At 48.7% G+C, this 19,121-nt stretch carries 16 protein-coding genes; 2 read left to right on the top strand and 14 right to left on the bottom strand.

Annotation, left to right across the window (positions count from 1 at the left end; all coding sequences use genetic code 11):
• The first annotated feature begins 186 nt into the window (after positions 1-186).
• A complete protein-coding gene (locus tag ABEW32_RS13695; RefSeq protein WP_430188456.1) occupies positions 187-1,146 on the top strand; it encodes a DMT family transporter in 960 nt (319 codons plus the stop codon).
• A gap of 93 nt (positions 1,147-1,239) precedes the next feature.
• On the opposite strand, the gene ABEW32_RS13690 is transcribed toward ABEW32_RS13695, so the two are convergent.
• The 14 genes from ABEW32_RS13690 to ABEW32_RS13625 all read right to left on the bottom strand — a co-directional run bounded on the left by ABEW32_RS13690 (position 1,240) and on the right by ABEW32_RS13625 (position 15,907).
• Positions 1,240-1,641, bottom strand: coding sequence for a sensory rhodopsin transducer (locus ABEW32_RS13690; RefSeq protein WP_430188454.1), 402 nt, complete (start codon positions 1,639-1,641; stop codon positions 1,240-1,242).
• 51 nt (positions 1,642-1,692) lie between these two features.
• Positions 1,693-2,727: a glycoside hydrolase family 88/105 protein gene (locus tag ABEW32_RS13685; RefSeq protein WP_430188502.1), complete on the bottom strand. Its 1,035-nt coding sequence runs from the start codon at positions 2,725-2,727 to the stop codon at positions 1,693-1,695.
• Positions 2,728-2,800: 73 nt separating this feature from the next.
• On the bottom strand, positions 2,801-3,913 hold the full coding sequence (locus ABEW32_RS13680) for a rhamnogalacturonan acetylesterase (protein WP_430188452.1): 1,113 nt from the start codon (positions 3,911-3,913) through the stop codon (positions 2,801-2,803).
• A 114-nt stretch (positions 3,914-4,027) separates the two neighbouring features.
• The gene (locus ABEW32_RS13675; RefSeq protein WP_430188450.1) at positions 4,028-4,867 is read right to left on the bottom strand and encodes a carbohydrate ABC transporter permease; all 840 of its coding nucleotides are present in this window, start codon (positions 4,865-4,867) and stop codon (positions 4,028-4,030) included.
• Positions 4,868-4,872: 5 nt separating this feature from the next.
• Positions 4,873-5,781: a carbohydrate ABC transporter permease gene (locus tag ABEW32_RS13670; RefSeq protein ID WP_013369434.1), complete on the bottom strand. Its 909-nt coding sequence runs from the start codon at positions 5,779-5,781 to the stop codon at positions 4,873-4,875.
• Positions 5,782-5,971: 190 nt separating this feature from the next.
• Positions 5,972-7,264, bottom strand: a complete 1,293-nt coding sequence (locus tag ABEW32_RS13665) for an ABC transporter substrate-binding protein (protein ID WP_430188448.1) — start codon at positions 7,262-7,264, stop codon at positions 5,972-5,974.
• 174 nt (positions 7,265-7,438) lie between these two features.
• Positions 7,439-8,998 (bottom strand): response regulator transcription factor, encoded by a 1,560-nt coding sequence (locus ABEW32_RS13660; protein WP_430188447.1) that lies wholly within the window; start codon positions 8,996-8,998, stop codon positions 7,439-7,441.
• Complete coding sequence (locus ABEW32_RS13655; protein WP_430188446.1) at positions 8,976-10,706, bottom strand: sensor histidine kinase; 1,731 nt, start codon at positions 10,704-10,706, stop codon at positions 8,976-8,978. Before ABEW32_RS13655 ends, ABEW32_RS13660 begins: the two co-directional genes overlap by 23 nt.
• Before the next feature lie 171 nt (positions 10,707-10,877).
• Positions 10,878-11,114, bottom strand: coding sequence for a hypothetical protein (locus ABEW32_RS13650; protein ID WP_430188444.1), 237 nt, complete (start codon positions 11,112-11,114; stop codon positions 10,878-10,880).
• A 37-nt stretch (positions 11,115-11,151) separates the two neighbouring features.
• Entirely contained in the window at positions 11,152-12,018 is an 867-nt protein-coding gene (locus ABEW32_RS13645) for an inositol monophosphatase family protein (protein ID WP_430188501.1), read from the bottom strand.
• 173 nt (positions 12,019-12,191) lie between these two features.
• Positions 12,192-13,193 carry a UV DNA damage repair endonuclease UvsE gene (gene uvsE, locus ABEW32_RS13640; protein WP_430188442.1) on the bottom strand — a complete coding sequence of 334 codons (1,002 nt, stop codon included), beginning with the start codon at positions 13,191-13,193 and terminating at the stop codon, positions 12,192-12,194.
• Between the two features lie 138 nt (positions 13,194-13,331).
• Positions 13,332-13,655 (bottom strand): hypothetical protein, encoded by a 324-nt coding sequence (locus ABEW32_RS13635; protein WP_016819326.1) that lies wholly within the window; start codon positions 13,653-13,655, stop codon positions 13,332-13,334.
• Positions 13,656-13,757: 102 nt separating this feature from the next.
• Positions 13,758-14,846 (bottom strand): D-alanine--D-alanine ligase, encoded by a 1,089-nt coding sequence (locus tag ABEW32_RS13630; RefSeq protein ID WP_430188440.1) that lies wholly within the window; start codon positions 14,844-14,846, stop codon positions 13,758-13,760.
• Positions 14,847-14,911: 65 nt separating this feature from the next.
• The gene (locus tag ABEW32_RS13625; protein WP_430188438.1) at positions 14,912-15,907 is read right to left on the bottom strand and encodes an amidase domain-containing protein; all 996 of its coding nucleotides are present in this window, start codon (positions 15,905-15,907) and stop codon (positions 14,912-14,914) included.
• A gap of 406 nt (positions 15,908-16,313) precedes the next feature.
• On the opposite strand from ABEW32_RS13625, the gene acnA reads away from it, so the two are divergent.
• Complete coding sequence (gene acnA / locus ABEW32_RS13620; protein WP_430188436.1) at positions 16,314-19,025, top strand: aconitate hydratase AcnA; 2,712 nt, start codon at positions 16,314-16,316, stop codon at positions 19,023-19,025.
• Positions 19,026-19,121 lie beyond the last annotated feature (96 nt).

Genomic DNA, 19,121 nt, shown 5'->3' with positions numbered 1-19,121 from the left:
TATGAATAGGATGAGAGCTGGAAGTAGTCTTAGGGACGGGGTTTTGACCTCAAGACTGCGTTCCGGCTCTTTTTTCATTTCACAACTGTACCCGTACAGTTGTGAAATTTATAAATTGTATATGGTTATGCCATCCGGTTATATTGAGAGAACCACAAGTTAAGATCATGATTACGGAGGTTTATTATGCACAATCGTTCCACAAATGGGGTCGCCTATCTGGCAGCTCTCAGCTATGCAGCTATACTTGGCTTTTCATTTTTATTTGTAAAATTGACGGTGACGGAGGCAAGCCCACTGGATGTGATCGCCCACCGCTTTGTGTTGTCATTGATCGCTTTGACCATTCCAGTGCTGTTTGGTTGGATTAAAATCAATATCAAGTGGCGCGATATGCTGCGCATCTTGCCATTGGCGCTGCTTTCACCGTTACTGTTTTTCCCTTTACAAGCGTTCGGGCTGATGAGTACTTCTTCATCGGAGGGTGGAATTATTCAAGCTACCGTTCCTATCTTTACACTTCTGTTAGCCTCCTATTTTCTTAAAGAGCGCACAACAGCGCTTCAAAAGATATCCTTACTGCTCTCTGTCTTTGGTGTGGTTTTTATATTTGTGATGAAGAGCGGAGCACCGCTAGCTTCCAATAGCTTTGGCGGTATTGTTCTGCTCGTGCTCTCTGCTATATGCCTATCTGGCTATAATGTGCTGGCTCGTCCATTGACACAAAAGTACAGCCCGATGGAATTGACCTACGTTACCTCCATTTTGGGATGTGTCGTTTTTAACCTGGCGGCCTTGGGGTATCATGCCATAGACGGTTCTATGAGCGCCTATACTGCACCGCTGGTAAAGCCAGATTACTGGCTAGCACTGGCTTATCTGGGCATACTGTCTACCCTCGTCACCTCGCTGTTATCAAGCTTTGCCTTGAAGTGGATCGAAGCCTCCAAAATGAGTGTGATCGGTAATTTATCCACCCTTATCTCCATGATTGCCGGTGCCTACATTTTGAAGGAACAGCTGGCCTACTATCACATTATTGGGGCTGTGGTGATCATTATCGGTGTGGTGGGCACCAATTTCGGAGGACGAAAAAGCTTCGCGCCTATTAAAACAGCTTCTGAGATATCACAAAGAACAGAATAATAACAGACATTAATCTGTGTTCAAAAAAAGAAATCTCTAAGCTGGACCATTCCAGCCTGGAGATTTCTTTTTTAACTTCATCGTTTTCGTGGACTAGACTGGGTATGCCATGACACTCATTAGCGCCAGCTCCGGCTGTGTCGTGTCCAGTCTGCTATATTGTACAATGATAGGCACATCGCTAGTGACCGTAATTGCGTAAGGAATACCTACCGGAATCCGTTCGCCGGACTTTTCCAGCGAGGCTGTTCGGATATGACGGGTTCGTTTTCCTTCCACCACCTCAATCAATCCCTCCAACGGCTCGCGGTCTTCAAAATAGATGTCTATACTCAGATTTGCCGCACGTGTTCCACAGTTCAGCACGCATATACTCTCATGACTGAGCAGCTCCCCCCGGCTTTCCGGTGGAATATATCCGTCGGGGATGACCCAGAACAGGTTGCCTTGCGGTTGATTAGCCGCCTTTTCCTGAGATCGTTCAGTATCTCCCATGCCATTGACCTCCTTTCATCTATGAATACATTCACACCTCTAAAGACTTTTTTACCCGTACGGATTCTCCTTGGTACGCAGCAGCTCAGCCAGAAAAGCAAGCGCCAATCCCTGGCCCCAGCCCTGAATGCGTTTGTATGGAACGTTTCGATAGCCGTCCATATCGTTCATTACAGCAGTTCCAGCGGATACGCCAGTCACTGTACCGTCCTCCTTAATACGAGAAAGAATGGCGTCGATCGCCTTTTGCGTGTATTTGTTAAACAGTCGGCCCTGCATAAGCAAAGCAGTCGCTATTCCTGCCGAGCCGGAGGTTTCCAGATAAGAGGTATCATCGTTCAGCACTGTATGCCATAGTCCTTCCGGGGATTGCAGCCGCACCAATGCATTGAGTTGGTCACGCAGCGAGCCGTCGATGATCATATAGGATGGATGCTGCACCTCCACACATTTTAGCGCCTTGGCCATCGTGAGGGCTGCCCATGAATTGCCGCGCGCCCAGTATATGCCCGACATGCGGCTTTGGTTTGCGTGATCCCAGCCGTGATAATACAAATTTGTATCCGGGTCCTGCAAAAATTCCTCATGTCCATGATATTGCCGGATTCCGTCCTCCCAATATGTCTTGTTGCCCAGCAAATGACCGATCCGCAGCAAATAAAAGCCGGCCATAAACATGGTATCCACCCATGCTTGCTGCGGAAATACGTCATGGAGTGAATTCACGGTATGTTGGAAAATGCCGTCGGCAAACCGCTCGGCTTTTTTGACCAAAAATTCTGCCATCTCGATGGCGATATCCAGGTATTTTTGTTCCCCTGTAGCCTGATGCAGCGTCAACAAACAATGCCCGACAGAAACGCCGTTTACCGACAAAGGCGGAAGTCCATCCTCGATATTTTCATCAACCCATTCCTTCAGCCGGGTCAAATATTTTTCATTGCTTGTCGCTTCATACGCTTCACAGACTCCATAAAAGGCTACTCCACCCGGCCAATCCCAGCTATAATGCATTTGAAATGTGCGTTCCACTACCCGGTCGATCACCTGTTTAATCTGTTCCTCATCAAAACTCAATGCGGGCATTTCCACGTCTCCTCCTTTGGTAAGCTTCACATTAATTGCCCTCCTTGCCATCTGCTCCAAAAAAGGTCACCCGTCAGCGTAAGTACGTGCGCAGCGGTTGCAAATTCAGTTCCTGCACAGCCCTCGTCACCATATTTGCAATCCTGATCGCACCGTTCTCATGAAAATGCGTATTGTCCTCCAGGCCGCCGGAAAAGTTCATGTATTCCCCGGGCAGCAGCCACATAAAAAGCTCCTTGCTCTCTTCGGGGCCCAGCTCTTCATATAACTCCTGCGTACGGGCAGACAAATCAATGAGCGGCACGTTCGCTTCTTCGGCCAGCTCGCGAACCGCCGTTATATAGTCGCCATGTGTGTCAGACAACGTACCGTCCTCGTTAAAATAGCGACGATGTACAGGCGTAATCAGCACCGGAGTTCCGCCCTTGCTTCTCGCTCCGTCGATATACAGGCGCAGATGTTCCTTGTAGGTCGTAAAAGGCTCCGTGGCCCGCTCCGGATCGGGCTTCTGATCATTATGGCCGAACTGAATGAACAGGAAGTCTCCTGTCTTCATTTCTTCCAAAATAGCGTCCAGCCGTCCCTCGTCCACGAAGCTCTTGGAGCTTCGCCCCGATACGGCATGGTTATCCACGCAGACATCATGCTTGAACAGGGCCGGCAAAGCCTGGCCCCAGCCTGTATACGGAAAGCCGGACAGCCCTTGGTCCGTAACCGTGGAATCTCCGGCTAGAAATAGCCGGAGACTCTGCAGTGCTGGCACAATTTCCAGCGCATTAAGTCGCGGTGCGGTGCCAGATAGGGTGAGGCGCAGTTTGCCATCCCGCACAGGCACCGTAAACATCGCCTCCGTAAACTGGCCTGGCAACGTGTGGACGGGAGGTAGCATATGCTTGCCTTCGCCAGCCTGAAGGCGCGTGAGCGTTTCCGCTAGTGGATCGCCAAGCAGTACAGTGACCAAAGCTATTCCGTCCGGTACATCTGCAACAAACGAAGCGTTCAGTGGAATACAAAAGCTGCTGCGCAGCCGTGTACGTGCATCCTTGGCTGGATTCTGCCTTTGCCGCCCATACACATGCTCCGTAGTCTCGAAGCCATAGCCCTGTTCAGCCGTATATATGCAATCCGGGGACACGGCCTTGTAGCCCTCCACAGGCTCCCCCGGACCAAAGTCAAACTTCCACATTTTACTCACTCCTCGGCCTTCACCCTTAAATCCTCACCATCAATCGTATGCATATTCAGGTGCATCCCCTTTTTATGCGCACGCTTTGTTTCCTCACGCTATGCATTTGGGGTCTTAGCCCTTCAGACCACTGGTGCTCATTCCTTCTACGATTTGCTTTTGGAAAGCGAAGAATACGGCGATAACAGGCAGCAAACTTAAGATAGACATCGCGAACATTCCTCCCCAGTTGGAGGCTGACTCGCTGTCGAGGAACATTTTGAGTGCAATCGATACGGTATATTTCTCTGGCGAATTCAGATACAGTACCGGCCCTAACAGATCCTCCCACTTCCAATAGAAAGAGAAGATGGCCGCTGTAGCCAGCGAGGATTTGAGCAAGGGTAAAATAATCCGAAAATATAAACGGAACTTGCCGCATCCGTCAATTGTCGCCGCTTCATCCAGCTCAACCGGTATCGTCCGTATAAACTGCACCATCAGAAAGATGAAGAACGGCATCCCAAAAAAGGATGGCACCACCAACGGTAGGATCGTATTGATCCATCCAAGCTTGGTGAAAATAATATATTGCGGCACCAGTACCACATCTCCCGGCAGCATCAGCGTCACCATCATCAGCGCAAACCACAAGTTACGCCCTTTGAATTTCAAGCGTGCGAAGCCAAATGCGATCAATGAGGAGGAAAGCACGGCGCCAATCGTGGAAATCACTACGATCGTGAGCGAATTCAGAATATATGTGCCGAAGTTATAACCAGTTGTGCCTTTCCAGCCTGTTACATAGTTTTGCCAAATCCATTCTGTAGGGAAAAGCGAGGAGGCCGTGACGAAAATCGTCCGACTTTCTTTAAATGAGCTGAACAGCATCCAAAACACGGGATACAGCATTAGGAGCGCCAGTGCAGCAACCAGAATGTGATAAATTGGCCATTTGAACGTTTTCCATGCCATTGGTATCAGCGCCCCTTTTCCGTTTCATAAAATACCCAGAATTTGGATGTCATAAATAAAATCGCTGTGAGTATGGCAATCATAATGAGCATGACCCATGCCATAGCCGCTGCATATCCCATATTGCTGAACATAAACGCCTGCCGGAACAGATACAGTGAATGCAGCATCGTTCCATCCATTGGACCACCCTCACCCTTGGAGATAACATAGGCAGGGACGAAGGTCATAAAAGCACTGATTGTCTGCATGATCAAGTTAAATAAAATGATCGGACTCAGCAGTGGCAACGTAATACTGAAAAATTTTCGTACTGGCGTAGCACCATCTACACTGGACGCCTCGTACATCTCATGCGGAATGTTTTTCAGCCCTGCCAGAAAAATAAGCATGGATGAACCAAATTGCCATACAGACAAGGTGATCAGCATCATTAGCGAGGCATTCGGATCACCAAACCATTTTACCGGTGTTGCCCCCAAGGCTGAAAGCAAGCTGTTAACAATGCCCTCATTACTGAAAATATTGCGCCACATGATGGACACTGCAACGCTACCCCCGATAATAGAAGGCAGATAGTACATCGTCCGATAAGTACCTACCATGCGTGACTTGGTATTCAAAATCATCGCCACAAACAACGCGAAAATCAGTCGCAACGGTACACCGACCAATACATACGTAAATGTGACCCTGATCGAATTCCAGTATTTTGGGTCGCCTGTGAACATTTTTTCGAAGTTACCCAGACCAATCCATTTGGGCGGGGTGAACAGATTGTAGCTGGTAAAGGACAGATACAGCGAAATAAACATTGGAATTAACGTAAACGCCAGAAAGCCCACAATAAACGGGCTGATGAACGCATATCCAGTCATATTGGCTTTCAAGCTCTGATGATTTCGCAAGCTCATCAAGCCTCCCTTCTGTTGCATTTAAAAAATTTGTCAATTCATAAATATTACAAAATCGTTGTTATAAGAATTATATTGTGACATCTACAGAGGTTGCTTTTGCGATGGGTTCGTCAGATCTACCGTGCGCAAGTCATGCTTGGCACTACGCACGGTTAACCTAACGAATTGATCCTTCAACCCTGCATTATTACTGCTTGTTATTCGCAAGGATGGTATTTGCGTCAGCCCGGAATTTGACCGCTGCGTCTTCAGGCGTCATCTGTCCGAAATTGACTTGCTCAATATAGTCGGTCAGAGTGGCAATCACTTCCGGCGATCCAACCGGTGGCGGCGGGCTCATTGGAGAAGCTTTTGGCTCCATAGACGCCACAAATTCAAACACTTGCTTCGTTGCGTCGCTCAACTCCGGTGCTACAGCTTCCTTGATTTTGGCAGAAATCGGTACACCACGTTCGCCTTTAATCAATTTATTCGCTTCTACATCGTTCATCCAGAAATCAATAAATTTTGCGGCCTCATCCTTCACTTGTGAACGGGAAGCCACCGCCCAATACATGGTAGGCTGCATATACACGCCTTTTTCCATATTCGGTCCAAACATCGGAGCAAGCGCCATTGGACGATTAACGACCTGTTGTAAGCCCACATACTGATTAGACCACTGCCAAATGCCAATGCCTGTTCCTTTTACGATATCCGATTCCTCAAGAATTCCCTTGGTTTGGTTCATGACTTCAGGAGACGGTGTCGCCCCCTTCTTAATCAGCTCAGCTAAACCACCAAAGAAATCAACGAACAGCTTATCGTCGTCATACCCCAACCCTGTTCCTTCCGTATTGTAGAGAGATTTTCCATGTGTCCGCAAATAGTAGTGGAAGAAAATATCCGCAGCCATGGAGCTATCAAAGTAAACTTTATTGGAGGCTGCCTTCAAAGCCAGCTCTTTGTATTGATCCCATGTCCAGTCATCAGGAATTTTGTCTATGCCCGCTTTTTTGAGCAATGCCGGATCATACTGGAAACCCAGCACGTTGACACCTGTTGGGATACCATATTGCTTTCCAGCAATGATCCCGGTTTTGAGTACATTTTCGTTTACATCAGCGACTTGGATTTTCTGATTCAAGTAAGGTGCCATATCTTCCAGCTGGCCGTTCTTCGCATATTGGCTAATATACGAAATGTCCATCTGTACGATATCCGGCAATTGATTGGCCGCCGCTTGCGGTGCGAGCTTCTTCCAGTAGTCATCGAAAGAGGCGTATTCCACATCAATCGTTACATTCGGATTTTTTTGCTTATACAAATCGATAACCTTCTGCGTATATTCGTGGCGCGTATCCGATCCCCACCAAGCGATCCGCAACTTTACTTTTCCGTCTGCGCTTGTGCCCGAATTGCCTCCGCCGCCCGCTCCACTACATGCCGTCGTCAATACGAGCAGCATCGCTATGACCAGAAACCATCCTTTTTTGCCCACCTATCTCTCCCCTTTTCGCTGTTCTAGAAAGGAGCCTTATGACAAGTAACAATGTACTTACGCTCGTTTGGTAGCGTTTACATTTGCTCCTGTTGTTATTTTCCCAAAAGCAGAGAAACATTGGAATACACAAATCAGATTTCAAAGGTTTAAAAAACAGAGGGACTCAGCTACTCATCCCCGTTCGTGTGATTTAATGTACTCGGAAGGTGTCATACCTGCCCATTTTTTGAACACCTGGCTAAAATATTGCGCGTTCCCGCCAAAGCCGAACCATTCCGCCAGCTCAAACACCTTTACGTCTCCCGTCTCCCGAATATGCTCAGCCGCGCGTTCGATCCGGTAACGGTTAACATAGTGTGAAAAGTTTTCACCCGTCACTTTTTTGAAAATTTTCCCTAAGTAGTCGGAATTCATATAGAGCATTTGACCCGCCACTCCGTTCAGCGAAAGATCGGATTTTCTATAGTTTTGCTCAATAATAGTGATCATTTTATCCACCGTGGAAGATTGGCGATATACATTGCTTTTATAATAAATTGCGGTCATTCGTTCGGCGGCTTCCTGTACAAAAGATTTGAGGCATGCCAATGTTTTTTGCTCTGCCAGCACAACCATTCGGCTCGTAAACGCCGCACGCTCTTCTTCAGGACATATACGGATCATGGCCGCATAGAGCTGTAGCACATAGGAACGGGTTACGGAAATTTCCAGCTTCATACGGGACAGGATGCCGAACAGCCGATCCACTTCTTGCGCAACTTCCTCCCTATTTCCAGCCTTGATCAGCAGACCAAACTTCTCTTCGTCCAGTTCCAAATCTGCCATCTCCCGGGTGTCATCAGCCGCCAAATCTTCCTTCGTAATGAGGCTGCCCTCCCCGGTGTAAAAGCGGTGATTCATACAATGCAATGTCTCCCGGTACATCCCCCGCGAATGCTGCATGCTATCCGACTCGCTAACGGCGACGGTCACCTCCAGCTTATAAAAACGGTAAAATGTCATGCGTACCGCTTCAATCTGTTTCATAAATCGAGACGTGTCATCCGCACTTTCCAGCACAATCAGCAGTTGCCCTTGCATCGTCGTACTGAGCAAGACATGATCCATTAAATCGCCTGCTATATTTTGCAAAGCAAACAAATGCTCCGGCTCGTGGGACTCCTCTACCCGCAGCAACAGCATTCGAACCTGCTTATCTTGCAATTCCAGACCGAACAAACGCTCATAAAAAGCGATATCACGGCTGCCGTAAGTTTTATAGGAAATAAACTCCTTCAAAAAATGCTCCTTCACATGCGGCAGCATACGCTGAAAATCAAGCTTCATCCGGTTCACAAACTGCTTGCGTTCTTCCTGTTCCTCCCGTTCCTGTCCCAGCTCAGTCAGAGCCTCATGAATTTGCCGCTCATTGCAGGGCTTCAACAAGTAGTGCTTCACCCCGTATTGCATGGCCCGACAGGCATAGTCAAAATCTTTGTAGCCAGACAACAGAATAAAACGAACGTCTGGAAAATGCTCCGTCGTTTTGGCAACGAGTCCGATACCGTCCAGTCCTGGCATGGAAATATCGCTAATCACAAAATCAGGCGGGCTCGCCTGGATCTGATCATACGCCTCGATGCCATTACGTGCCGTACCTACCAGCTGTGTTCCGGCCTTGCCCCAATCAACCACCTGTGATATGCCTTCCAAAATCATACGCTCATCATCAACCAGTAGCACCTTGTACACGACCCTGATCCCCTTTCACATATGGAATACAGACATGAATTGACGTTCCTGTTCCTGACTCGCTATGCAGTTCTATCCCCCAAGGTGTACCAAATGTCAGGTTAATCCGTTCCTGAATATTCGCAAGTCCAATGCCCCGCCCACGGGTTGTGATCTGTCCGCTGCGTAGCTTTTCCAAGAAATCCGGGGTCATTCCAGGTCCGTCATCTTCAACCCGCAGGAACAGCGCTCCCTCGCTTTCTCTGGCCACAATCGTGATCCGACACGGTTCAATACGCGGCTCCAGCGCATAATGGATCGCATTCTCCACCAAGGGCTGAAGCGTTAGCTTCGGAATTTGTGCATCCATCAGCTCTTCTGGAACATCGAGGTGGAAATCGAGGCGCTCATCAAAACGTGTTTTTTGGATCGTTACGTAGCTCCTTACGATATCCAGCTCTTTTTGAAGCGGAATCAGCTGCTCTTCAAAACTGACCGTGCTGCGTAGTAGAAAAGCAAGTGCTTCCACCATCTCTGAAATCCGGTCCTGCTTATTGGCCTTGGCGAGCCAGTTCACAGATTCTAACGTATTGTATAGAAAATGTGGATTAATCTGTGCCTGAAGCGCCTTTAACTCTGTTTCCCGCAGCAATAGCTGCTTGGCAACATTCTCATTAATAAGCTCGCGGATACGGCGGATCATCTTCTTATACGTCCGATGCAAGAGACCCACCTCATCCTGTGTGGAAAGGGGGACCGCCCCAAGCGCTTCCTCTTCCAGACGGTCGAGGTCTCCTTTTTCTATTTTACGCATGTTCTGGATTAACTGAACGATCGGTTGAGTAATGCTGCCCGACAGCCTCGCGCCCAGCGCCAATGCAATAAGTAGCATAATGACAAAAATTGCGCTTACAATTTCTTTGATTATCGTGATGCTGCGGAACATATCATCAAAGGGAGTCATATGTAAATACGTCCAACCCGTATATGAGGATTTGATTTGAGCGGCAAAAAAGGTCCCGCCTGTATAGGTTGCAATCCCGTAAGGCTGCTTCCGCCCAAGCTCTGCCTGAATATCGCTCTCACTCAAAAGCGGTGTTTCGGGATAAATCATCCGTCTTCCGTCTGTAATCATCAACTGTCCGTCACGGCCGGAAGTCTGCACTCGATCCGCTACAATCCGGTCAATCCGCACACGAATCGCAAGCGTTCCGAGCCCATTCAGCGTAAAATTGGAATCCGTAAAGGATTTGAATTGCCGCGCAGCCAGCAAGGAGGAGTGACCTGCCGCATACCATGCATGGGAGCCGTCATATTCGTCTGCCAACTCCGACAGGGTGGATCGAAGCTCTTGGGGGATACCTTCGCGGTTGCCTGCACTCATGACCTGTCCCTCTTTGTCGATCACCATCATAGAATAGACGTAGGTTTCAGAGCCGGCAAAGGCAATAAGCCTATTCGTTATTTTTTTACGCAGTACCATTTTGACATAAGGTGAGGTCTCCTTTTCCAGTTGTAGCAAATAACGCTGTAGCTGCTCGTCCGTGATCACCTTGAAAGTAACTTTTTCAACATCCTTAAGCTCATTTTCAATGCCTATTGAAGAAATATTGAGTACTTCAGATGTCTTTTTGTACATTTGATTATCATAAATATGAAATACGTATTTAAGTATGACTGCAACAACCGCAAAGTTAACCAGCATGAGCACCGTAATTAGCAGTACCATCTTATGATGGATCCCAGCATTTTTGTAAGCGCTCTTAAAATAGGTGATCAGTACACGTCGCCTCCTTCGCACGTCCTGCCCGTCCAGCTCAAAATGGAGAAAACTCTATATATTATACAAAATACCCCATGCCTTGGTCATTCGGCAAGAGGTATTTGGGTTTGCTTAGCGTTAATCGTTTGCTTTCGATTTGTCCGCCTTGCTCATATATTCATCATATCGGTCATCAAGCTCACGTGCCATATTCCGGTATTTACGCGTCTCCTCGACAATAGGGTCCATTTGCGTCTGAACCCGCACCTCATATTTGGGGCTAAGTCGTTCCCGTTTCTTGGCCTCATTCTCACGCATTTCGCCTTCCGTCAGCAGTTCACTGAGCTGGCGTTCCAATTCTTCGGACTGGCTCATCGCGATTTCCTCCTTCAGGATGATGGTCTACGTAGTATTATAACCCGGTTGCGTCTGCTTCTTTCAGCACTTGAATAAGTTGAGAATGAATTGCTGTATTCGTAGCTACAATATGCCGTACACCCAGGTCATAAGGGCGGCCCAATGTGTCCGTAATGGTGCCTCCTGATTCCTGTACCAGCAAAGCGCCCGCGGCCACATCCCAGGCATTCAAACCGATTTCACAGTAAGCGGATAGACGTCCCGACGCCACATAAGCCAGATGCAAGGCTGCCGAGCCGAGTGCCCGAATGCCGCGTACCTGTGGTGTAAGTACCTGCGTAATTTTCATATTCAACGGTTGTGCATACGTACGATCCGGCGGGAAGCCGATGCACACCAAACTATCTCCCAGTGTCTCTTCTCTCGATGCTTGCATACGATTACCATGGACGTATGCGCCTTTACCCTTTTCCGCTACAAACATTTCATCACGGGACGGATCATAAATTACCCCGACAATCACTTCACCACGATGGGCCAAGGCAATAGACACACTGTAGTACGGCAGACTGTGCACGAAATTGGTAGTGCCGTCTACCGGATCAATAATCCATAAATATTCCTCTTCACGGGCAGCTTCTAATGCACGGGCAGAAGCTTCAGCTCCCGGCTCTACGCCTTCTTCACCCAAAATGGCATGATCGGGAAAATGGGTGAGAATGAGTCTGCGAATCATCTGTTCTGCACCTTTGTCTACCTCGGTCACTAGATCGGTCGACGACTGCTTGGTATTCAATTGTTCCACTGTTCCCAGTCTGCTCTTAATCCATTCCCCGGCTTTGGATGCCGCATTAATAGCTACGGCCGTATAGCTTTTTCCTGATACGATATAGGGAACCTTTTCGTTTTCATGTTCGTTCAACGTGTTCACTCTACTTTCTATATCATTGTTACGTGGTTTACGAGCCTGCCCTACAGACATTCTCTTAACCATCTCTGTTTCAGTACAAGTTTGCTAGTTTACACATTCTAGTATACACAATAAGGTTCATAAAGTTTCTCCATATGGAAGATTTATCCGCGAAATACTGCATTTTAAGGCGTAATTTCTATGGAAGCTCCATCCAACACTTTGACCCCGTTACCTTCCTGAAGACGCAGTTCATTCATTAATCCAAACAACGCTTCATCCTTAAGTTTGGCTTCAAGCATGACATCAATCCGATCGGTATATCCAGCAATATTGCGCAGAAAGGTCAGCAATGGCTCCACCAAAACGCCGTCTGCATGACCGCGGGGGTCTTTTTCACTTTTGGGACTGGACGCATGGATTTTGGGTGGTAATGGATGATTGGTAGAAGATCCGGCTTGGGCGAATCCCCCTTTCCAGGTATTCAGTATATCCGGCCATAGCTCCCACGGCTTCTCTCCCTCGTTATTGACCCATTGATGATGAATATCGAGGACCATTGGCAAGCCCGTTAATTTGCAAGCTTCCAATGTTTCCACCGCATTGAACGTTTTATCATCATTTTCCAATGTTAACCGTTCTCTTAATGAAAAATCCAAGGCATTCACTTGCTCTACAAAACGCTGACCTGAGGTCACCTTATCTCCGTACGCACCACCAATATGAATGTTGTTCTTGGCTTCGGCACCAAGTCCCATGGCCTCCAGCATCGCCACGTGGTACTTCAGATCATGAATGGAGCTCTGCAACACTTCAGGGCGGGGAGTGCTCAACACTGTAAAATGATCGGGGTGAAACGATACCCTCATCTTATTCGCCTTGACATAGTCTCCCACCTCTGCAAAATCAGCGGCAAGTGCCTGAAACGGGTCCCAGTCCCGCAGATCCTGATGGGTCGCGAGTGGTATCAGCTTGGATGAGAAACGATAGACCTGAATATCATTCGCACGATTGTGGCGCAGCAGCCTTAATGTATTATGAAGATTTTCGGCTGCAATCCGCTCTAGCTTGCGAATCGCGGCTTCTCGGTCTCCGATCTTGTTAAAGCTGGCCATGGTCATGGTTTTAGAAGGGGAAGCATTTTGCACGGTGACCGACATGGCAACATAACCGAACCTTACGATCATAGATGTCCTTCCTTTCAGCAATTCGCAGTAGATGGCAAAGCCACTTTTATTCTGTGACCTAAATCCCTTTTCTACTGATCATACCCGGAAAAGCACCTGCTGATTCGGTGTATTGCCCAAAGTGTAAGAAACCAACAGCTAGGACTGCTGCTGTGCTCCAAAAAACATTTCATCCGCCAATGCGGTCTGAATTCTCGATTCCTCTTCGTTCAGCTTACGAATAAGAGTCATTTCTACCTCGGTCACTTCGTCACCTTGGAAATTGATTTCGGCGATACAGCCCACAATCTGAACAATGGCTACTGCCACGTTATCCACGCTGTAAGCGATGACCTTCTGTCCTGTCGGAAAAACACGCAGGCCGGATTTAACCATTTTGCCACGGCCATATTCCAGCAGTTCATAAAGTTCTTGTTCACTCTTGAATTTGCACACCGAGTTAAATTCAGTTTGAAAGCCCATGTGTAGCCGCCACCTTTCATACTTAAGGGTTTGGTAAAATGCTCAAGTCTATCAATGTATATGAACAAAAAGGAGAGTGATCAGCTCCCCTTCGTTTTTCGTTTATAGGTTTTCATAGTGCAGTGCCGACCTGCGTTCATAACGCTCCAATGCAAGAGCAATCATGCGATCCAGCAGACTTGCATAGGATACGCCGGTTTCTCTCCACAATAATGGATACATGCTGAACGGTGTAAAGCCAGGCATCGTATTCACTTCATTAATAAGGATATGTCCATCTGAGCGTCTAACGAAGAAGTCGGCACGGGAAATTCCACAGCCTTCCAGAGCGCGGAAAGCTTGCAATGCGGCTTCACGAATACGATCTGCCACTTCCTCGTCCAATGGAGCCGGAATAAGCATTTCCGATTGACCATCGGTATATTTGGCAGCATAGTCGTAGTAATCACTCGTTGACACAATTTCACCTGGTACCGAGGCAATCGGCTCGTCATTGCCAAGCACGCTGACCTCAATTTCACGGGCATCGACGTACTCTTCCACAATTACCTTCAAATCGAATTGCAAAGCCAGAGCGACAGCCTTTTCCAGTTCTTCCCGGTTGCCGGCTTTGGAAATACCGACGCTTGATCCCAGATTGGCTGGTTTGACAAAGCAAGGATACCCTAATTCAGTTTCTATGCTACGCACCAAGTCATGGCTGGTTTGTACCCACTGTGTACTATTAAAATAGCAGTATTTCACTTGTGGTAATCCTGCATGCTCAAACAGCTTCTTCATGACGCCTTTATCCATACCTGCTGCCGAAGCCAGCACCCCTGCCCCGACATAAGGCATATCCGCCATTTCGAACAGTCCCTGAATTGTTCCGTCCTCGCCAAAGGTACCGTGCAGCAGCGGAAACAGCACATCCAGCGTCTGCTCTCCGTACAGCTTGCCGAACAACGTATCTAATGCCGCCTTGGTGCCGCCCTCAGCGTGCTCCAGCTTCAATTGCTCTACAGTAGCCAGAGGTGCACTTAGCAGCGCACCTCTACGCCAATCGCCAGCCTTCGTAATATAAAAAGGAATAATCTCGTATTTCTCATAGTTAAAAGCGCTCATTACCGCATACGCCGTTTGCAGCGAAACCTCATGCTCGCCTGATTTACCACCGTACACCAGCCCTACGGTCAATTTTTGATTTGCCATGCCTATCCTCCGCTTTCCTGCTTTCGTCATTGTGCCTGATTTGCGTCACTGTACCATCATCTCATTTAAAAATAGTCAGCGATGTGATAAAAACGATATACCGTATTATCCGTCCACGCATACGAATTTTTATAGTCCCAATAACGATGTCTGGAGCTTACCGTATGTGCATTGACTAACGGCATGCCGCCAGCATCAAAGGCCGTTACTACCGTGCTGTGCTGGAACGTTCCGTCACCATCCCAATCGTAAAAAATGACGTCCCCCAGCATGAGCTGCTCCGGTCGACTCACCTGCTCTGCGGTCAACCCCCAGGAGCTGGAGCCCAAATACCGCTCCAGACTGTTGGAAACCGCCCAGCTATAGCTCCACAACTCACGTCCGGCGACCCGCCCTTTATACCACCAGCCCGATTCTCTTTTACCAGTATAGTGGATCGGTGCGCCACCTGCAAAGAGGCATTGCGAGATATAATTGGTGCAATCCACATCAAAACCCTCAAACTCCGGGTTAAAGCTATCCCACCACTGGTCCGCATAGGCCGCTGCTTCTTCACGGCGATATCGGCTGGGGCGTGCTGATGAGCCGAAGCCCAGCACACCACGATTCAGCAGCGGCAGACTTCCTCCCTGATTAAACGACGCTTGTTCGAAAGGAACCTCTCCTCCCGCCGGCTTTCTTTCTGCCAGATCGCGTTCGATCCTCGTCACCTGCCAAGCTTCGCTCTCGCGTGTGAACGTTAGACGCTCCCGTTCAATCCGATCCTCCCGGTGCGTCATTCCGCCCTTTTCATAAAAGAGCCGCACATGCAGTTGTACATCGACCACTGCCTCATCCGGGCTATCCTGCACTATTCGTAGTGGCTTGGCGCGTGTCTCGCTGCGTAGAGGAACAGCGTCCCGTTCGTTGTACCACTGCTCCAATCTGGCCGCACGTGCCGCCCGCTCCATTCGCTGGCCCACCTCCAGGTACTCATCCGGCTGTGGTACACCATTTACCTCACTGCGATTGTACTGATTCACATAAGCAAAAAGGGCCTGCTTCCATTCCCGCTCCCCCATCCCTATCCCTCCATTTTTCGTCTCGCTATCCTTATTCGGGGATAACTACGCTGATATAACTTCCTTTCTTCCCTCTCTGGTCGGATATGCTCTCTATCTATAAGTATGAATCTCTAAAGCTTGGTATGAACATCGAAACACGAGGAAACCGAACGTTTTATTTTCCAGTCTGAACACGCATAATTTAAGTCAAAAAAACTTTACGGAACCGTCTGAAAACGGTATACTTAATCCAAAAGCAATCATTTTGAAATCATGTTTCATCTAATGAAACGAATTATTTTTATCGCAACCTCTTAACTTACGATGAATCACTGAAGCTGGAACCAATTAAACCAAATGTGAAGACGTCGAAAAAAGACATCCCTTAATCCCCACAAGCATTTACTTCAAGGAGGTAATACTTATGTCAGGAAAAGATCAATTCTCCATTGCCCGTAGTTTGGAAGTTAACGGGAAGCCTTATCGCTACTACAGTCTTAAGGCACTGGAGGAACAAGGAAAAAGCGGAGTTGCCAAGCTGCCTTTCTCCATTAAAGTGCTGCTGGAAGCAGCGGTTCGTCAATTCGACGGACGCGCCATTACGGAAGAACATGTGCAGCAGCTGACAGGCTGGGCTGAGGATCGTGACAACAACAAGGAGATTCCGTTCATTCCTGCACGTATCGTGCTTCAGGATTTTACCGGTGTACCGGTGGTTGTCGATTTGGCGGCCATGCGTGATACGGTGAAAAAGGCGGGCGGAAATCCGAAACAAATCAACCCACTCGTTCCCGTCGATCTCGTAATCGACCACTCGGTCATGGTTGATGCTTTCGGTACAAGGGACGCGCTGGACTACAATATTAATGTAGAGTTTGAACGCAACGAGGAACGATATCGTTTTCTGCGCTGGGCGCAAACGGCATTCAATAACTTCCGTGCGGTGCCGCCTTCCACCGGTATCGTTCATCAGGTTAACCTAGAGTATCTCGCTTCCGTAGCTGCCACCAAAACCATCGACGGTGAAACGGTTGTCTTCCCGGATTCCCTTGTGGGAACGGACTCCCATACGACGATGATTAACGGACTCGGTGTCGTAGGCTGGGGTGTCGGCGGGATCGAGGCAGAAGCGGGTATGCTGGGGCAGCCGCTGTATTTTGTCACTCCTGACGTGATCGGCTTCAAGCTGACAGGCAGCCTGTCGGAAGGAGCTACCGCTACAGACTTGGCGCTGACAGTAACGCAAATGCTGCGTAAAAAAGGTGTGGTCGGCAAATTCGTAGAATTTTACGGCCCAGGTCTGGCCAACATCAGCTTGGCTGACCGTGCAACCGTGGCTAACATGGCACCGGAATACGGTGCAACGATCGGATTTTTCCCGGTTGATGCCGAAACGCTGGCTTACCTGCGCAGCACTGGACGTTCCGATGAACAAGTCAGCCTCGTAGAGGAGTATTACAAAGCTCAAGGCATGTTCCGCACAGCCGACACTCCGGACCCTGTGTTCAGCGATACACTTGAGCTAGACCTGGCTTCGGTTGTACCGAGTCTGGCCGGACCCAAACGTCCGCAGGACCGTGTTGAGCTAAGCCGCATGAAAGAAACCTTCGAAGGCATTATCCGTACCCCGGTAGACAAAGGCGGCTATGGACTGAGCGATGAAAAGATCGCACAGAAGGTTCCACTGACCCATCCGGACGGCTCCACCAGCGAGCTGGGTACTGGCTCAGTCGTGATTGCAGCCATTACAAGCTGCACGAACACCTCCAACCCGAGCGTTATGCTAGGCGCGGGCTTGCTCGCCAAAAAGGCAGTGCAGCGCGGACTCAATAAGCCGGGCTATGTTAAAACAAGCTTGACACCAGGCTCGCTTGTCGTGACGGAATACCTGCATAAAGCCGGGCTGATCGAACCGCTCGAAGCCCTCGGCTTCCACGTGGCAGGCTATGGCTGCGCAACTTGTATCGGTAACTCCGGTCCACTTCCTGACGAAGTAAGTCAGGCCATTACAGACAATGATCTGACCGTTGGCGCCGTCATTTCCGGTAACCGGAACTTTGAAGGCCGTGTGCATGCGCAGGTCAAAGCCAACTATCTCGGCTCACCGCCACTGGTAGTTGCTTATGCGCTGGCAGGTACAGTGAACATTGATTTGACGAATGACCCGCTCGGTTACGATCAGGACAATCAGCCTGTCTACCTGAAGGACATCTGGCCTACTTCCGAGGAAATCAAGGAAGCGATCAGCCTGTCTCTGAGTCCTGATATGTTCCGTCGCAAATATGAAAATGTATTTACAGCCAACGAAAAATGGAATTCCATTCCGGTTCCTGAAGGCGAACTGTATGAATGGGATGAAAACTCAACTTATATTCAAAATCCGCCGTTCTTTGAAGGACTTCAGGATGGCGTGCAGGATATCAAGGAAATCCGTAATGCCCGTGTACTTGCCCTGTTGAATGATTCGGTCACGACGGACCACATTTCACCAGCAGGCAACATCGCCCCTTCCAGCCCGGCAGGACTGTACTTGAAGGAGCATGGCGTGGAACGCAAGGACTTCAACTCCTATGGCTCCCGTCGCGGTAATCATGAAGTCATGATGCGCGGTACATTCGCCAACATCCGTATCCGCAACAATGTAGCTCCAGGCACCGAAGGCGGTGTGACCAAGTACTTGCCAACAGATGAGGAAATGTCCATCTATGATGCGTCCATGAAATATCAGGCAGCCGATCAGAATCTGATCGTCATCGCCGGCAAGGAATACGGCACAGGCAGCTCCCGTGACTGGGCGGCCAAAGGTACGCTTTTGTTAGGTGTTAAAGCCGTCATTGCTGAAAGCTTCGAGCGGATTCACCGCAGCAACCTGGTCGGCATGGGTGTACTGCCACTGCAATTCCAGGAAGGCTATGGCTGGTCCAGCTTGGGCTTAAACGGTCGCGAAACCTTCGACATCCTCGGCATTGACAATGACGTGAAACCAGGTCAAGAACTTACGGTTGTAGCCAAACGCGAGGATGGCACCAAGTTCGAATTCCCGGTTACTGCCCGTCTGGACAGCACCGTTGACATCGACTACTACCACAACGGTGGTATTTTGCAAACCGTATTACGTCAAATGATTCAAGAGTAATGAGCTAACCTAGATATACAGAACCCCCGATTGCAGATTCATCTGCGGTCGGGGGTGTTTGTTCTATACAAGAATCTATATATGAAAAACAACAAA

The sequence above is a fragment of the Paenibacillus jamilae genome (assembly GCF_050482105.1).
Lineage (GTDB): Bacteria > Bacillota > Bacilli > Paenibacillales > Paenibacillaceae > Paenibacillus > Paenibacillus jamilae_B.
Note: the sequence above shows the minus strand (reverse complement) of the source record. Positions and strands in the feature narration are given on the sequence as shown.

What these genes read in the sequence shown, in the direction of transcription:
- ABEW32_RS13695 (WP_430188456.1), top strand. Translation starts at nt 187, where the DNA reads ATGCACAATCGTTCCACAAATGGGGTCGCCTATCTGGCAGCTCTCAGC.
- ABEW32_RS13625 (WP_430188438.1), bottom strand. Translation starts at nt 15,907, where the DNA reads ATGGGGGAGCGGGAATGGAAGCAGGCCCTTTTTGCTTATGTGAATCAG.
- ABEW32_RS13650 (WP_430188444.1), bottom strand. Translation starts at nt 11,114, where the DNA reads ATGAGCCAGTCCGAAGAATTGGAACGCCAGCTCAGTGAACTGCTGACG.
- ABEW32_RS13680 (WP_430188452.1), bottom strand. Translation starts at nt 3,913, where the DNA reads ATGTGGAAGTTTGACTTTGGTCCGGGGGAGCCTGTGGAGGGCTACAAG.
- acnA (WP_430188436.1), top strand. Translation starts at nt 16,314, where the DNA reads ATGTCAGGAAAAGATCAATTCTCCATTGCCCGTAGTTTGGAAGTTAAC.
- ABEW32_RS13630 (WP_430188440.1), bottom strand. Translation starts at nt 14,846, where the DNA reads ATGGCAAATCAAAAATTGACCGTAGGGCTGGTGTACGGTGGTAAATCA.
- uvsE (WP_430188442.1), bottom strand. Translation starts at nt 13,193, where the DNA reads ATGATCGTAAGGTTCGGTTATGTTGCCATGTCGGTCACCGTGCAAAAT.
- ABEW32_RS13685 (WP_430188502.1), bottom strand. Translation starts at nt 2,727, where the DNA reads ATGCCCGCATTGAGTTTTGATGAGGAACAGATTAAACAGGTGATCGAC.
- ABEW32_RS13675 (WP_430188450.1), bottom strand. Translation starts at nt 4,867, where the DNA reads ATGGCATGGAAAACGTTCAAATGGCCAATTTATCACATTCTGGTTGCT.
- ABEW32_RS13655 (WP_430188446.1), bottom strand. Translation starts at nt 10,706, where the DNA reads ATGGTACTGCTAATTACGGTGCTCATGCTGGTTAACTTTGCGGTTGTT.
- ABEW32_RS13670 (WP_013369434.1), bottom strand. Translation starts at nt 5,781, where the DNA reads ATGAGCTTGCGAAATCATCAGAGCTTGAAAGCCAATATGACTGGATAT.
- ABEW32_RS13690 (WP_430188454.1), bottom strand. Translation starts at nt 1,641, where the DNA reads ATGGGAGATACTGAACGATCTCAGGAAAAGGCGGCTAATCAACCGCAA.
- ABEW32_RS13635 (WP_016819326.1), bottom strand. Translation starts at nt 13,655, where the DNA reads ATGGGCTTTCAAACTGAATTTAACTCGGTGTGCAAATTCAAGAGTGAA.